The sequence below is a fragment of the Halalkalicoccus sp. CGA53 genome (genome assembly GCF_036429475.1).
Lineage (GTDB): Archaea > Halobacteriota > Halobacteria > Halobacteriales > Halalkalicoccaceae > Natronorarus > Natronorarus salvus.
The window spans coordinates 615,032-628,440 of the sequence record NZ_CP144125.1; the positions used below are offsets into that span (position 1 = coordinate 615,032).

General features: G+C 67.2%; 18 protein-coding genes. 10 read left to right on the top strand and 8 right to left on the bottom strand.

Translation table 11 applies throughout. From position 1 onward, the window contains the following. Nucleotides 1-108: 108 nt before the first annotated feature. Together V2L32_RS04355 and V2L32_RS04360 are read left to right on the top strand one after the other, a co-directional pair. Nucleotides 109-459 (top strand): hypothetical protein, encoded by a 351-nt coding sequence (locus tag V2L32_RS04355; RefSeq protein ID WP_331235252.1) that lies wholly within the window; start codon nucleotides 109-111, stop codon nucleotides 457-459. 82 nt (nucleotides 460-541) lie between these two features. After that, nucleotides 542-1,042, top strand: a complete 501-nt coding sequence (locus tag V2L32_RS04360) for a pyridoxamine 5'-phosphate oxidase family protein (RefSeq protein WP_331235253.1) — start codon at nucleotides 542-544, stop codon at nucleotides 1,040-1,042. A 98-nt stretch (nucleotides 1,043-1,140) separates the two neighbouring features. On the opposite strand, the gene hemB is transcribed toward V2L32_RS04360, so the two are convergent. Beyond that, nucleotides 1,141-2,121 carry a porphobilinogen synthase gene (hemB, locus tag V2L32_RS04365; RefSeq protein ID WP_331235254.1) on the bottom strand — a complete coding sequence of 327 codons (981 nt, stop codon included), beginning with the start codon at nucleotides 2,119-2,121 and terminating at the stop codon, nucleotides 1,141-1,143. Nucleotides 2,122-2,199: 78 nt separating this feature from the next. Here hemB and V2L32_RS04370 point away from each other — a divergent pair, with 78 nt between their 5' ends. From V2L32_RS04370 to V2L32_RS04380, 3 genes are all read left to right on the top strand, one after another. After that, entirely contained in the window at nucleotides 2,200-2,646 is a 447-nt protein-coding gene (locus V2L32_RS04370; RefSeq protein ID WP_331235255.1) for a TIGR00725 family protein, read from the top strand. A gap of 150 nt (nucleotides 2,647-2,796) precedes the next feature. After that, nucleotides 2,797-2,967, top strand: a complete 171-nt coding sequence (locus tag V2L32_RS04375) for a hypothetical protein (protein WP_331235256.1) — start codon at nucleotides 2,797-2,799, stop codon at nucleotides 2,965-2,967. Continuing rightward, the gene (locus tag V2L32_RS04380; protein ID WP_331235257.1) at nucleotides 2,964-3,398 is read left to right on the top strand and encodes a type II toxin-antitoxin system VapC family toxin; all 435 of its coding nucleotides are present in this window, start codon (nucleotides 2,964-2,966) and stop codon (nucleotides 3,396-3,398) included. Before V2L32_RS04375 ends, V2L32_RS04380 begins: the two co-directional genes overlap by 4 nt. Here the strand turns inward: V2L32_RS04380 and V2L32_RS04385 are convergent. Next, on the bottom strand, nucleotides 3,395-5,566 hold the full coding sequence (locus V2L32_RS04385; RefSeq protein ID WP_331235258.1) for a heterodisulfide reductase-related iron-sulfur binding cluster: 2,172 nt from the start codon (nucleotides 5,564-5,566) through the stop codon (nucleotides 3,395-3,397). The two genes, V2L32_RS04380 and V2L32_RS04385, sit on opposite strands and share 4 nt — an antisense overlap. Before the next feature lie 241 nt (nucleotides 5,567-5,807). Here V2L32_RS04385 and V2L32_RS04390 point away from each other — a divergent pair, with 241 nt between their 5' ends. After that, entirely contained in the window at nucleotides 5,808-7,136 is a 1,329-nt protein-coding gene (locus V2L32_RS04390) for a hypothetical protein (protein WP_331235259.1), read from the top strand. Between the two features lie 99 nt (nucleotides 7,137-7,235). Here the strand turns inward: V2L32_RS04390 and V2L32_RS04395 are convergent, their stop codons facing one another. Genes V2L32_RS04395 through V2L32_RS04405 form a run of 3 tightly spaced genes read right to left on the bottom strand, consistent with a single transcriptional unit; the run spans nucleotide 7,236 to nucleotide 9,252 of the window. Next, nucleotides 7,236-7,958 carry an energy-coupling factor transporter transmembrane component T family protein gene (locus V2L32_RS04395; protein WP_331235260.1) on the bottom strand — a complete coding sequence of 241 codons (723 nt, stop codon included), beginning with the start codon at nucleotides 7,956-7,958 and terminating at the stop codon, nucleotides 7,236-7,238. Further along, entirely contained in the window at nucleotides 7,952-8,653 is a 702-nt protein-coding gene (locus V2L32_RS04400) for an energy-coupling factor ABC transporter ATP-binding protein (RefSeq protein ID WP_331235261.1), read from the bottom strand. The genes V2L32_RS04395 and V2L32_RS04400 overlap by 7 nt, the downstream gene beginning before the upstream one ends. Then, nucleotides 8,653-9,252: a biotin transporter BioY gene (locus V2L32_RS04405; RefSeq protein ID WP_331235262.1), complete on the bottom strand. Its 600-nt coding sequence runs from the start codon at nucleotides 9,250-9,252 to the stop codon at nucleotides 8,653-8,655. Before V2L32_RS04405 ends, V2L32_RS04400 begins: the two co-directional genes overlap by 1 nt. 100 nt (nucleotides 9,253-9,352) lie before the next feature. Here V2L32_RS04405 and V2L32_RS04410 point away from each other — a divergent pair, with 100 nt between their 5' ends. Continuing rightward, complete coding sequence (locus V2L32_RS04410) at nucleotides 9,353-9,949, top strand: hypothetical protein (RefSeq protein WP_331235263.1); 597 nt, start codon at nucleotides 9,353-9,355, stop codon at nucleotides 9,947-9,949. A gap of 33 nt (nucleotides 9,950-9,982) precedes the next feature. Continuing rightward, nucleotides 9,983-10,651: a CRISPR-associated protein Cas4 gene (locus tag V2L32_RS04415; protein WP_331235264.1), complete on the top strand. Its 669-nt coding sequence runs from the start codon at nucleotides 9,983-9,985 to the stop codon at nucleotides 10,649-10,651. Between the two features lie 102 nt (nucleotides 10,652-10,753). On the opposite strand, the gene V2L32_RS04420 is transcribed toward V2L32_RS04415, so the two are convergent. From V2L32_RS04420 to V2L32_RS04430, 3 genes are read right to left on the bottom strand one after another with little or no spacing between them, the layout of a single operon-like run. After that, complete coding sequence (locus tag V2L32_RS04420; protein WP_331235265.1) at nucleotides 10,754-11,335, bottom strand: L-threonylcarbamoyladenylate synthase; 582 nt, start codon at nucleotides 11,333-11,335, stop codon at nucleotides 10,754-10,756. Nucleotides 11,336-11,367: 32 nt separating this feature from the next. Further along, nucleotides 11,368-11,874, bottom strand: a complete 507-nt coding sequence (locus V2L32_RS04425) for a redoxin domain-containing protein (protein WP_331235266.1) — start codon at nucleotides 11,872-11,874, stop codon at nucleotides 11,368-11,370. Then, entirely contained in the window at nucleotides 11,874-12,131 is a 258-nt protein-coding gene (locus tag V2L32_RS04430) for a glutathione S-transferase N-terminal domain-containing protein (RefSeq protein WP_331235267.1), read from the bottom strand. Before V2L32_RS04430 ends, V2L32_RS04425 begins: the two co-directional genes overlap by 1 nt. An 86-nt stretch (nucleotides 12,132-12,217) precedes the next feature. Between V2L32_RS04430 and V2L32_RS04435 the strand changes: the two genes are divergently transcribed. Together V2L32_RS04435 and V2L32_RS04440 are read left to right on the top strand one after the other, a co-directional pair. Next, a complete protein-coding gene (locus V2L32_RS04435; RefSeq protein WP_331235268.1) occupies nucleotides 12,218-12,388 on the top strand; it encodes a hypothetical protein in 171 nt (56 codons plus the stop codon). Further along, nucleotides 12,385-13,368 carry a YeiH family protein gene (locus tag V2L32_RS04440; RefSeq protein ID WP_331235269.1) on the top strand — a complete coding sequence of 328 codons (984 nt, stop codon included), beginning with the start codon at nucleotides 12,385-12,387 and terminating at the stop codon, nucleotides 13,366-13,368. The genes V2L32_RS04435 and V2L32_RS04440 overlap by 4 nt, the downstream gene beginning before the upstream one ends. Nucleotides 13,369-13,409: the final 41 nt, after the last annotated feature.

Here is a 13,409-nt window from a genome sequence, read left to right on the forward strand (position 1 = left end):
GGGTATATACACGTATTCTGTACTGTATAGCCAGATTAATACGTTCGATCGTCCAGTTCTCAACGGGGCGAGCCAACAGTAATGACCGTGCGCTCACTACCCACGGCAATGGAGTCGTCGGGCGGAGCGGAGACGGAGCCGCGAGCGAGCGTCGAACTCGAAGCGGGCGAGTGGTATGCGCTCGTGAACTGGCTCAGGGAGCACGAGAACCGGCTCTACTACGCCTACGGCCCGACGTACGACGAGTGGAAGATCCTCAGAGAGCTCCGGCGGTCGATCGAGGACGGGGTCGACGAGGCGGAGGGGCCGTTTCCGACCGTCTCGCTCGACCGCTGGCAGTGGGAGGAGCTCTGTTCGCTGCTCTCGCGCCGGCGCAGGGCGCTGCAGTTGAAGCCGTGGCGCCACGAGGAGTCCCGCGACGTGCGAAACCTGCTGGCACACGTTCGCGATCAGCTCTAAGCACCCACTCGGAAGCCACAGGGGATCGCAGCGGGCGAACTCCGGAGGGCTTCGGATCGGCTCCGCCGGCGAGGAGAGGCGTGTGCTGACCGTCCGAGGATCGGGAGCTCTGGCGGCCGTAGTGCTGTACTCGTTCGGCGTCATCACGAGGTATGGCACCGATCCCAGACGACAGACTGGACCTGTTCGAGAAGCCCGCGATCGCGACGTTCGCCTCGATGCTTCCGAACGGGCATCCACAGGTGACGCCGGTGTGGGTGGACTACGATGGGACGTACGTGCTCGTCGTCATTCGAACGGGGACACGCGAAAACACAGCAACGTCGAATACGATCCCCGCGTCACAGTCACGGTCATCGACCCGGACGACATCTATCGATACGTGGAGATCCGAGGGGAAGTCGAGCGGATGCCCGAGGACGGGGCACTGGATTTCAGCGACCGACAGGCCCGACGCTACTGGGGCGTCGACGAGTACCCCTACGAACGCGATACACCGCGCGTGCTTCTCCACATCCGGCCGGCTCAAGTGGTCGCGCCATCGGTTAGATCACCGGTCCGTGACGACGCCGAGACTGCCTGAGAGGGAAGAACGTCCGTACTGGCCGTTACCTCACTCCGTGCTGGCCGCCGTCACACTCGAAACGCACCCGCGAACCCGAAACCCCCCGACACCCCGATCTACAGTCGTTCGGCGACCTCTTCGGCGAAGTAGCTACAGATGAGATCCGCCCCGGCGCGCTTGATCGAGAGCAGCGACTCCATCGCCGTGGTCTCGAGGTCGAGCCAGCCCTTCTCCGCCGCGGCCTGGAGCATCGCGTACTCCCCCGAGACGTTGTACGCCGCGATCGGGACGTCCGTACTCCTCCTCACGTCGTTCACGATGTCGAGGTAGGGGAGCGCGGGTTTCACCATCAGCACGTCCGCGCCCTCCTCGACGTCGAGGCGGGCCTCGCGGAGCGCCTCGCGGGCGTTCGCCGGGTCCATCTGGTAGTGGCGCCGGTCACCGAAGGCGGGTGCGCCGTCGGCGGCGTCACGGAACGGCCCGTAGAAGGCGCTCGCGTACTTCACCGCGTAGCTCATGATCGAGACGTGTTCGTGGCCGGCCTCGTCCAGCGCGTCTCGAATGACGCCGACCATCCCGTCGGTCATCCCGCTCGGAGCGATCACGTCCGCGCCGGCATCGGCCTGCGAGACCGCCGTCTTCCGGATGATCGAGAGCGTCGCGTCGTTGTCGACGGTCATCGTCCCGCCCTCGCGTGCCCCCTCCGCTAGGATCCCGCAGTGGCCGTGGCTCGTGTACTCGCAGAAACAGAGGTCGGCGATCACCGTCACGTCGGTCTCGTCGGTGATCGCCCGCGTCGCCCGCTGGATCACGCCGTCGTCGGCCCACGCCCGCGACCCGTGTTCGTCCTTCTCGTCGGGGATACCGAAGAGCATCACCGCCCGCACGCCGCTCTCGCGCACCTCGTGCACCCGGTCGGCCGCCGCCGCGAGCGGGACGCGTTCGTGGCCCGGCATCGAGGGGATCGACACGCGTTCGTCGGTCGTCGCGTCGACGAAGACGGGCGCGATGAGGTCCTCGGATGCGAGGCGCGTCTCGCTCACGAGCGGGCGGAGCCCGTCGCCTCTGAGCCGACGGGGGCGCGTCGTGAGGTCCATACCGGGGGTAGTGGAGAGGGGGGTAAAGGCGCGTCGTTCCGTCGGAACGGACTTGATTGCCCGTCGCGAGCCACCCGCATGCGCGTGAGCGTCGTCGGCGGCGGCACGGAGAAACGGGACGAGACGGCGGTCGCGAAACGGGTGGGCCGGCTGCTCGGGGAGCGAGGTCACACGCTCGTCTGTGGCGGTCGAGGCGGCGTGATGGCGGCCGCGTGTGAGGGCGCGAGCGAGGTCGACGGTCGCACGATCGGGATCCTCCCCGGGACCGACGTTCGCGAGGCGAACCCCCACGTCGAGGTCCCGATCGTCACCGGGATCGGCGAGATGCGGAACGTGCTCGTCGTCAGGAACGGCGAGGCAGTGATCGCGGTCGGCGGCCGCTACGGCACGCTCTCTGAGATCGGTTTCGCGCTCAAGGTCGGTCGACCGGTCGTCGGCCTCGGAACGCACGACGTCGAGGGCGTCGAGGCGGTCGAAACACCGGAGGAGGCGGTGAGATACGTCGAATCGAGGGTCGAGGAGTAACCGTTACGTGGTAGAACCTACTACCATGTAGTACGAGTACCTCGGTGAGGATGAGCGAGTCGGCGAAGTCCCGGCTCGAGGAGCTACGGGCGGAGATCAGGTTAGAAGCGGGGGAAGCGAGTCACGCGGCAGGAGCTGCTAGATCGGCTCGTGAGCGATGCGTACGCCTCGAGGGAAGAGCTGATCGACTCGTATCGCGACGAGTGGGAGGGGCTCGACGAGGAGGAGGCCGAGCGGTGGCTCTCGGGGATCACGGCGTCCGGTAACCCCGTCGACGAGGAGGGTATCGACGAGACGTTGTACGGCACCGAGATCGAATGAGCGTCTTCGTCGACACCGGGGTCTTCTACGCGCACCACGACCGCGACGTACCCGGGCACGTATCGGCGACGAACGCGCTAGAACACCTCGTATCGGGGCGGCACGGTCGCCTCTACACCAGCGACTACGTCTACGACGAGACGGTCACGCTCGCGCGAACGCGAACGGGACGGTCCGACGACGCGAAAGCCGTCGGGGACGGGATCCGTGGGGCCGATCCGTATCCCGATACGATAGAACTGCTCCACCTCACCGAGGAGCTGTTCGGGCGATCGATCCTGCTCTTCGAGCGCTACGACGACCACGCGCTGAGCTTCACCGACGCCTCGACGGTCGCGCTCACGGAGTACCACGGGATCGATCGCGTCCTCTCGTTCGACGAGGACTTCGACGGGCTGGTCGATCGGCTCGATCCCACAGAGGTCGTTTAGTCGGCCGCGGCAGGCGTTTCGTTCGACCTCGACGTCTCACTCACACCGCCCACCTCGACCGCCTCGATCAACAGTTCGGCGACGTCGACGATCTCGATCCGATCCTCGAAATTCCCGGTCTTCCGGCCGTCCTCGTACATCGTCATGCACATCGGACAAGCGACGACGAACTTCTCGACGGCGTTCCCGGCCTCCGTGTCCTCTAACGCCTCCCGGAGCCGTTCCTCGCTCGGTTTGGGCTCCTCGTCGAACTCCATCCAGAGGCCGCCGCCGCCGCCACCACAGCAGAAGGAGTTCGCGCGGTTTCTCGGCATCTCGTAGAGCTCGCAGCCCGTCGCCCGGATGAGGTCTCTCGGCGCCTCGTACTCGTCGTTGAACCGGCCGAGGTGACACGGGTCGTGGTACGTGACCGTGTAGTCGAGTTCGGTACCGGACAGGCCGAGCCGTCCCTCGCGAACCAGCGCCTCGACCACCTGCGTCCAGTGCAGTACCTCGATCTCTCCGTCGCTATTCCAGAACCCGTCGTACTCGAACGGCATCACCGGGTCGTCGGCGAACTCCGCGAAGTCGATCTCCGGGTACTCGTTCTCGAACGTGTTGTAGCTGTGGGGGTCCGTGCAGACGAGCCTCTCGAACTCGCACTCTTCGAAACTCTCGACGTGGTGGCCGGCGAGTTCGAGGAAGAGGAACTCCTCGCCCACCCGACGGATGTCGTTGCCGTCGTAGCGCTCCTCCTCGAAGAGGATGCCGACCTCGACGTCCGCGGCGTCGAACAGCCGGGCGAGCGAGCGGGCGACTTTTTTATTTCTATCGTCGTAGCTCGGGTAGTCCCCCACGTACCAGAGGTACTCGACCTCGGTCTCCTTCGCGTCGGTCAGTTCGAACTCGAGGTCTTCGGTCCAGTTCGCTCGGTCGGCCGGGCGCTCGCCGAAGGTGTTCCCGCGCTGCATCAGGTTGCCGAAGACGTCCTGCATGTTCGCGTCGACGTCGCCCTGGTCGGTGAGCTGGCGGTTGAGCCGGGTGAACGAGTTCAGGTGTTCGATCTCGACGGGGCAGGCGTCCATACACGCCATACACGCCATGCAGGACTCCATCGTCTCCGCCTGGATGACGCCGCCGCCGTCCGCGATGACCGGGCGTTCGTCGCCACCCGCGTCGAGCTGTTCGCGGTAGGCCTTGAGGTCCAGGATCACGTCACGCGGGTCGAGCGGGCGACCCGAGGCCTTCGCGGGACAGACAGCCGAACAGCGTCCGCACTTCGTACAGGCGTCCTGGTCGAGCATGTCCTTCCAGGTGAAGTCGTCGATCGACTCGGCGTTCGTGTGATCCAGGTCGGCGGGCACCGCTGGAAGCCTGAGTCCGGCCTTCTCGTCGCGGACCACGACGTTCGCGAACGACGAGAGCATGTGAAACGGTTTCGCGTACGGGATCCACGCGATGAAAAAGAGCGAGAGCAGCGCGTGCTGCCACCAGACGACGGGGTAGATCGCCGCCGCCCCTTCGGCGGTGAGTCCCCCGGCCTCGAGCAGTCCCGCGGTGAAGACGCCGACGAAGCTCACCGTCTCGCCGGCGCGGATCTCCTGGCCGACCATCGAGACGCCCTGCACCAGAAAGCCCCCGACGCCGATCAGGAAGAGCAGCCAGATGAACAGGTCGTCCTCGCGGCTCGTGTGCCGCCCCCAGAGCCGGACGTTCTGGACGACGTATCTCCTGTAGATCGCCATTCCGATCCCGACGACGAACAGCAGCCCGAACGCGTCGAGCACGAGCTGGTAGGCGAGGTAGAAGTCCCCGACCCAGAACGACTCGCCGGTGGCCAGCCCGTAGGCGTCCATGTCGATGAAGAGGATGGTCGTCCCGATCAGCAGGACGAGAAAGCCCCAGAAGATGAAGGCGTGCATCAGCCCGCCGTAGAGGTCGCGGTTGAACTGTTTCTCGTTGCTGCCGGCGATCTTCGCGGCGGCGACGACCCGCTCGGAGAGCTCGGAGAGCCGGTCGATCGGCTCCTCTGCCCCCTCCGTGTAGCGTGCGAAGCGCTCGTAGACGCCGTAGAGGAAGACCACGATCACCACGACCGAGAGGAAGTAGAACAACCCCTTCCCGACCGAGCCGATCTGCCAGAACGTCTCGCGGGTCGCCCCGGCCCCCGCCTGCCCGAGAACGTACATAATCGTTGTGCTGTGTACCGGGCGCTTAACTCTTCTCACCGCGCCCGCGCGCCGCGGGCGTACGCGGTTCGACGACGGAGCGAGGTGAGGAGTTCGGGTCGGACGTGGTAGCGGATCGGCCGACAGAGGAGACCGAAACGGTAGCATACCCGCTCGAGTCGGAGCGTCGATCGGTCCCGGGCAGCTATTTCCGGCGTGCAGGGGGTAAAGCGAAGTAGCGACTGATGGAGGTAGCGATCGGATGTCGGGGAAGAGGACACTGTCACGACGAGCCGTACTGGGCGCAGGAGCACTCGTTACGAGCGGGATACCGCTCGCACTCTCACGACCCGCTGTAGCGGAGGACGTCGAGGACGCGGTGCCGATCGAGTGCGGGGAGACGATCGCCGGAGAGCTAACGTCGGCGGACCCGGACGGGTTTCGCGACGACTCCCATCACTACGACACGTACACGTTCGAGGGCGACGCAGACGAGTTCGTCACCATCGACATGATCGCGGCGGAACCAGAGGAGGTCGACGCGATCGAGGAGTTCGAGGAGATCGACGAGCACGAGTGGATCGACGAACTCACCGAGGAGGACGTCGTGGAACTGCTCGACGAGGTCGAAGACGAGGAGGATGCGGTGGCGCTCCTCGACGAGTTCATCGGAGAGTTCGGGGACCCGTACCTCTACCTCCTCGGCCCGGATGGAGCGGTCCTCGCCGAGGACGACGACAGTGGGTTCTTCCTCAACTCGCGAATCAGACAGCGCATCCCGGAGACGGGAGAGTACACGGTCGTCGCGACGAGTTTCGGGCCCGAGACCTTCTTCCAGTACGAACTCTCGCTCGAGTGTCGGCAGTTCGCGGAGGTCGTCGGTGACGGAGAGCGAATCGAGTGTGGCGAGACGGTCCGTGGCGAACTCACGTCCGAGGACGCCGTCGGCTTCCGGGGACCCGACCACTACCACGACGCCTACGTCTTCGAGGGGGAGGCCGGCGAGCACGTTACGCTCGCTCACTCGCCGGTCGTGTTCGAGGACGACCCGTATCTGTACCTCCTCGGTCCCGACGGAGCCATCGTCGCGGAAGACGACGACAGCGGAACCGACCTCGGCTCGCGTCTCACGGCCGTGCTCCCACAGGACGGGGAGTACGTCGTCATCGCGACGACCTTCGGTCCGGAAGACGTCTTCGAGTACGAACTCTCGCTCGAGTGTCGGTCGTTTCAGGACGTCCTCGGTCCGCAGCGAACCGTCAGATGTGGCCAGACGGTCGCCGGCGAGCTGACGTCGAACGACGCCGTCGGCTTCCGAGGACCCGATCACTACCACGACGCGTACTGTTTCCTCGGGCGGGAAGGGGACACGGTGAGGCTCTCGCTTTCGACGGTCGACGGCGACACCTACCTCTACTTGGTCGACGCGGCGGGACAGATCGTCGCGGAGGACGACGACGGTGGAAACGGGCTGAACTCGCTGATCGCCGACCAGCGACTCGAAGGGTCGGGAGTGTACTACGTCGTCGCGACGAGCTTCGGCTCCGACGCCTTCTTCGAGTACGAACTCTCCCTCGAGTGTCGGTCCTGACCCCTACAGGAACTCGGCTATCGATCGCTCGATGACGGGACTCTCGTTCGAACGCCGTACGGACGCACGATCGGTTCGTACACGCCGCTGCACGAGGTTCTAGGGGAGGACCGGCGAGCCGGAGATCGCTCCCACGAGCAGCGAGATGGCGAGTGATGAGACGAGTGTATCCCGCCACGAGAACCGTAGCTCCGGCAGCGTCGCGTTCCACGAGAGACAGCGCGCACGCAGCGCGAGCGAGAGTCGATCCGCCCGGGAGAGCGTCCGCGAGACGCCCGCCACCACCAGCCACGAGATCCGGTTTCGAATCGGCTGCTCCGTCCCCAGCCGAGCGGCGTGAGCCGCACGCGCCCGTTGCAGGTCCTCGACCAACAGGGGGAGAAACCGGGCGACGAAGCCGACGCCGAGGCCCAGAAACCGGCCGGCGCGTCCCGGAAGCGTCCACGCGAGCGCCGCCTGCGAGTCGCGGATCGGCGTCGTCCGGACGTACGCCGCGGCGACCAGAAGCACGAGGAGGATCCGGTAGCTCGCGAGCACCGGGTCGACGGCCCGGTCGAGAGCGATCCACGGGGGGCCGAGGACGGCCGCCTCGATCAACGGCGCGGCGAGGACGAACGGGAAGACGATTCTGAACGTCCAGAGCGTTCCGAACAGGGGCGTCCGGCTCGCGAGCAGGACGACCACGACGAGGCCCGAGAGGGCGAGGAGGCCCCGGGGCGTGGTGTAGGCGTAGGCGACGGCGACGAACGCGAGCTGGAAGGCGAGCTTCGAGCGGGCGTCGAGGCGGTGGGCGAACGAGGCACCCGAGGAGTAGCTCAGCATCGTGGATCGCGCACCGAGAGACCCGGGAGATCCGAAAGGACGTCTTCGGGATGGTCGTCCCGGACGATCCGCCCGTCCCCGAGAACGACGATCCGATCCGCGTCCTCCCAGATGTCGCGTAAGTCGTGGGTGACGACGACTACGCTCGTCCCCGATCGGTGAAGCTCTCCGAGGCGGGCGAGCACGGACCGCCGTGCGGGCTCGTCGAGGCCGGTGAGCGGCTCGTCAAGGACGAGGTGATCGGGCTCCATCGCGAGCGCGCCAGCGATGGCGAGGCGTTCCTCCTCGCCGCCCGAGAGCGTCGCGATCCGGTCGTCCTCTCGCCCGCCCAGCCCGACAGCGGCGAGCGCCTCGGCCACCCTGCGGTCGATCCCCTCCCGAGAGAGCCCCAGGTTCTCGGGGCCGAAGGCGACGTCCGCGCCGACGGTGGCCGCGACGAAGCCGTCTCTCGGGTGCTGAAAGACCATCCCGACGGTCGTCCGGGCGGCGACGAGGTCGGCTCCCACTCGACGGCCGTTCACCAGCACCTCCCCAGCATCGGGTTCGAGCAGCCCGTTCCAGTGACGGACGAGCGTGGTCTTCCCCGAGCCGTTCGGCCCCGCGAGGAGGACGAACTCGTCGTCGATCGCGAGCGAGACGCCGTCGAGTGCGACGGACTCGCCGTAGCGGTGGACCAGGTCTCGCGTCTCGATCATCAGGCGGCGGCGAGCGCGTCGCTCCGCACGATGCCGATCGCGGCGGCGATCTTCACCGCCTCGAACGGGACGAACGCGAGCGCGCTCGCGACGAACGCCCGCCCGAGGCTCACGTCCTGGACGAACGCGAATCCGAGGGTCCCCAGCGCGTAGATGATCACGGTACCGAGGACCATCGCCCCGACGAGCGTCGGGAGACTCGCTTCCCCGTGGTCGCGGAGCGTCGCCCCCCGGTGGACGACCAGGCCGACGACGCCCGCCGCGATCGGGTACGACCAGAGGTAGCCGAGGGTCGGACCCGCGAGCAGCACGCCCGGCCCTGCGGTCCCGCCCGCGAAGACCGGCACCCCGAGGGCGCCCGCGACCAGGTAAAAGAGCATCGCGATGGCCCCCCAGACGGGTCCGAGGAGGATCCCGGCGAGGAAGACACCGAGCACCTGCAGGGTAACCGGAACGCCCGGCGCGAGCGGGTTCGGAAAGGAGACGTAGGCGAACGCGCCCATCAGCGCGGCGAAGGTCGCCGCACGCGCGAGGTTTCTCACCGTCTCATCGCCGACGAGATCGACCGCTCCGGCCTCCGTTCGCGTCGTATTTGTCATAACCGGCCATCTCGTCAAGCACACTCAAAGGTTCGGTTTACGAATTCGGTGTGGCGAAAGCGTTTATATATCTCCGCCCCGTTCGAGCGCGCCACGAACCATGGACGAGAAGACACAGGAGCTCCGTGACATCTTCCTCGAGATGAGCGGCGAGGGGTCGGTCACCGAGAGCCAGGAACAGACGAGGGGGTCGCTCGCGGACGACCGATCTGACGAGGAGCGCGTCGGGCCCGTGATCGAGACGATGCACGAGCGACTCGAGTTCGAGACCGACGAGGAGACGGAGACGTACGCGGCGGTCGTCAGGGGGTTCTTCGCCGACGAGAGCGACGAAGAGATCGCCGAGCGGATCGAAGTCGACGCCGACCGCGTCCTCGCGATGCGGATGGACCTCCACCTCGTGCGGGAAGCGGACACCGAGGCCGCGGTCGAGACCCGCGACATCAGGCGACGGCGAGCCGACGGCGAGTCCGTCTCCGAGATCGCCGACGCCCTCGACGTCGCTCCCGAGGAGCTGGAGGGGGTCGTCCGCGCGCTCGAGGCCGAGGCGGCCTCCCGCCGGGTGAACGACCGCTATCGCGACGAGTTCGAGGCGATCGTCGCGGACGGCGACCTCTCGACCCGTCTCGCTCACGACGCCCGCGAGGACGGGCTGCGAGAGGCGACCGAGGGGATGGAAAACGAGCTCTCGATGTGAGACTTCTTATGCGAGGACGCGCCCAGCGAGAGCGTGCCGCCCCACGCGATGAGCGACCTCGCGATCGCCACCTACTGCCCGCGTAAGCTCTACTACACCTGGCAGGCCGACGATCGAACGGTGCCCGAGTCGGTACGAGAGCGCCGGGACCTCGCCTTCCGATATGACGAGTTGCTCGCGGCCGAGGAGAGCGCGCTCGCCGCCGAACCGATCGCCGTCTCGCCCGAAGCGTACCGGGCGAACGTAGAACGGAGCGCTGGGACGATCGACCGCTTCGACGACCTCGTGAACCCCGATGCGCGCGACGTATTGCTGACCGGTCGGGAGTGCCGTGGGATCGTCCACAAGGTCCTAGACGAGCCACCGGAGCCGTCGATGATATCGACCGGCAGCCCCCCGCGGCAGGGCGTCTGGGAGCCCGACTCGGTTCGTGCGGTCGCGGCGGCGAAGGCGCTCGCCTGGACTCGCGAGTTCCCGGTCGAACGGGCGTACGTCGAGTACCCCACGCACGGTGTGATCCGATCCGTCGAGATCACGACCCGGCGGAAGGCGACCTACCGACGGGCGGTTCGTACGACCGAGGCGATCGACGGTCCGCCGCCGCGGCTGCGCGGGAAGGCGAAGTGTCGGTCCTGTGAGTTCCGCGACCGTTGCGGGGTGCGGAGCCGGTCACTTCGATCGCTGCTCTTCGGCGCGAGGTGATACTCGTAGGGATCATCGTAGGAGCACATCGTTTCACGGCTGCGAATCGAACGACACCGGTGATCTGACGCCCCCAGGAACGATCAGCTACGATGATCCCTATCAGTGGTCGGCGAGCCACTGCTCTACCTCGTCAGCGATCTCCCCCTGCCGGTGGATCTCCCCCATCTCGACGTCGACGACCGTACTCTCAGTTCCCGCCAGGGTTCCGCCGTCGAGGACGACCTCGCTTCGCTCCCGGATCGTCGGATCGAGGTCCTCTGCGCGCCTGGCGTTCGCCCCCCCGCTCCGGTTCGCGCTCGTCGCAGTGATCGGCGCGACCTCGGCGAGCAACGCCAGGGCGACCGGGTGGTCGGGAATCCGGATCCCGACCCGGTCGCGCCCGCCGGTGAGTTCGTCGGGTAGCTCGGGACCACGCTCGACGACGACCGTGACCGGTCCGGGGAGAAAGCGCTCTACGAACGCGCGCTCGCGTTCGGTGAGCCTCGTGTACTCTCTCGCTGTCTCTCCGTCCGGTACCGCCATCGAGAGCGGTCGACCCCGCGCCCTCCCCTTCGCCTCGAAGGCCCGCTCGATCGCCGCGGGCGAGAGCGCGTCCGCTGCGAGCCCGTAGACCGTCTCGGTCGGGTAGACGACGAGGGCGCCCGACCGGATCGCGGCCGCGGCCCGCTCGATCGAGTTCATGGTACGGGATCGGCTGGGAGCCGAAAAAGCCTTTACAGGTCGTCGATCGCGTCCTCGACCTCGTCCCACTCCGGGAAGTCGGGATGCTCGTTCGCCGCCCACGCGTACCCGATCGTCCCACCCCCGTCGATCAGGAAGACGGCGGGTCGCGGCTCCGAGACGCCACTCATCCCGTCGAGGTCGTTCACGACACCGTAGGCCTCCGCGATATCGTTACTCGGATCGCTGAACAGCGAGGCGTCGAGGTCTCGCTCCTCGAGAAACCGTTTGTGCTCGTACGGCGTCGAGATCGAGAGGCCGACGACGCGTACCCGCTCGTCGAGGTCCCGCTCCTGTACCTCCTTCCACGTGTAGAGCGCCGGGAACGCGCCGTCCATCGAGTGGAAGACGAGCAGGACCGGCCCTTCGTCCGTGAGCTCCGAGAGCGAGACGTCCTCCCAGAACTCCCGGTTCACCAGCGGGCGGGTGAACTCCGGGGCCCCCTCGCCGGATTCGGGGTGGTCGGCCGGCGGCAGCGAGACGACGTCGAAGTCGACCATCAGGCCGCCCCCTCGCCGTAGGTGTCCTCCAGGTACTCGACGACGTTGGCGCTCTCGGCCATCGTCACGCCGGTCGTCTCGTCGACGAGCACCGGCACAGACCGGACGCCAGCGACCCTCTTCACGGCGGTCCGACGCGAGTGAAGCGCTTCGACGTATCGAGAGTGGTACTCGAGGCCGAGGTCGCCGAGCGTTCTGGCGACTCGTTCGCAGTACGGGCACGCCTGCAGCCGGTAGAGCGTGATCTGGGCGGTCATGGGTCGGTCGAGGGGCGCGAGCGGTAAACCGGTTCGGTCGGACGGCGGGCCGACGGCCCTCGGCGGAAATGGGAAGCGGTTTATCCGTGAGCGTACGACTCTCGGACGTGCTGCGCAAGGGTTGCCGGTATCTCCGACGCCCCGTCGACCGCCTCACGGGTCGCTTCAGTGCCCTCTCGAACGACCGGAAGAGCGTCGTCCTCGCGGTGGCCCTCGTCGCCACGATCGTCGTTCTGGACGTCGTTCCGATCGGATGAGCGGGCGAGAGGCGATGCCCGGTCTCGCCTTCCTCGTCGCCGGAGCGCTCGCGGCGCACCTCCTCGCGCCGCTCGTCGGGGTCGACCGGATCCTGCTCGCGATCGCCGTCGGCGCGCTCTGTGCGAACACCGTCGGGATCCCCGGATATCTGCGGGAGGGCGTCGCTACCTACTCGGTCCTGCTCGGTGCGGGGATCGTCCTGCTGGGCGCATCGATCCCGCTCGGCGCGCTCGTCGAGTCGGGACCGGTGCTGCTCGCGCTCGTCCTCGGCGTCGCCGGGGGGACGCTCGCCCTCGTCGAACTGATCGCCCGTGTCGGCTTCGACCTGTCCGAACGCCTCCGGGCGCTGCTCGCCGCCGGGACGAGCATCTGCGGGGTCTCGGCCGTCGTCGCGGTCGCGAGCGCGATCCGCGCGCGACAGGAGCACATCGCCTACGCCGCCGCGACCGTGTTGCTCTTCGACGCGGTGACGATCGTCATCTACCCCGTTCTGGGATCCGCCCTCGGCCTCTCGGACGCCGTGTTCGGGATCTGGGCCGGCCTCAGCATGTTCAGTACCGGACCCGTCGTCGCGGTCGGCTTCGCACACTCGGAGGTCGCCGGTCAGTGGGCGACGATGACGAAACTCGCGCGGAACGCGCTGATCGGCGTCGTCGTCGTCGCCTACGCCGCACGGTACGCCGACACGGGGAATCAGCGTATCGGGATCGCCGACCTCTACCGGCGGATCCCGGCGTTCGTCGTCGGCTTTCTGGTCCTCGCGGTCGTGGCGAACGCGGGTCTCCTCTCGGAGGGAGCGCTCTCGGCGATCGGCGACGTCGGCGACTGGCTCTTCTTACTCGCGTTCGTCGGCGTGGGCGCCGACGTCAAGCTCTCGCGACTGCGAGAGACTGGCGTCGCGCCGTTGGTCGTCGTCGCGCTCGCGTTCGTCGTCACGAGCACGCTCACGCTCGCGGCGGCGCTCGCGCTCTTCGGCTGAGGGGAAGAAACCCTTAATCCGACCGGCCGTCAATCGTTCGA

Excerpts from the sequence above, each read along its gene's own strand:
- V2L32_RS04355 (WP_331235252.1), top strand. The coding sequence starts at position 109 with ATGGAGTCGTCGGGCGGAGCGGAGACGGAGCCGCGAGCGAGCGTCGAA.
- hemB (WP_331235254.1), bottom strand. The coding sequence starts at position 2,121 with ATGGACCTCACGACGCGCCCCCGTCGGCTCAGAGGCGACGGGCTCCGC.
- V2L32_RS04370 (WP_331235255.1), top strand. The coding sequence starts at position 2,200 with ATGCGCGTGAGCGTCGTCGGCGGCGGCACGGAGAAACGGGACGAGACG.
- V2L32_RS04380 (WP_331235257.1), top strand. The coding sequence starts at position 2,964 with ATGAGCGTCTTCGTCGACACCGGGGTCTTCTACGCGCACCACGACCGC.
- V2L32_RS04385 (WP_331235258.1), bottom strand. The coding sequence starts at position 5,566 with ATGTACGTTCTCGGGCAGGCGGGGGCCGGGGCGACCCGCGAGACGTTC.
- V2L32_RS04390 (WP_331235259.1), top strand. The coding sequence starts at position 5,808 with ATGTCGGGGAAGAGGACACTGTCACGACGAGCCGTACTGGGCGCAGGA.
- V2L32_RS04395 (WP_331235260.1), bottom strand. The coding sequence starts at position 7,958 with ATGCTGAGCTACTCCTCGGGTGCCTCGTTCGCCCACCGCCTCGACGCC.
- V2L32_RS04400 (WP_331235261.1), bottom strand. The coding sequence starts at position 8,653 with ATGATCGAGACGCGAGACCTGGTCCACCGCTACGGCGAGTCCGTCGCA.
- V2L32_RS04405 (WP_331235262.1), bottom strand. The coding sequence starts at position 9,252 with ATGACAAATACGACGCGAACGGAGGCCGGAGCGGTCGATCTCGTCGGC.
- V2L32_RS04410 (WP_331235263.1), top strand. The coding sequence starts at position 9,353 with ATGGACGAGAAGACACAGGAGCTCCGTGACATCTTCCTCGAGATGAGC.
- V2L32_RS04420 (WP_331235265.1), bottom strand. The coding sequence starts at position 11,335 with ATGAACTCGATCGAGCGGGCCGCGGCCGCGATCCGGTCGGGCGCCCTC.
- V2L32_RS04425 (WP_331235266.1), bottom strand. The coding sequence starts at position 11,874 with ATGGTCGACTTCGACGTCGTCTCGCTGCCGCCGGCCGACCACCCCGAA.
- V2L32_RS04430 (WP_331235267.1), bottom strand. The coding sequence starts at position 12,131 with ATGACCGCCCAGATCACGCTCTACCGGCTGCAGGCGTGCCCGTACTGC.
- V2L32_RS04440 (WP_331235269.1), top strand. The coding sequence starts at position 12,385 with ATGAGCGGGCGAGAGGCGATGCCCGGTCTCGCCTTCCTCGTCGCCGGA.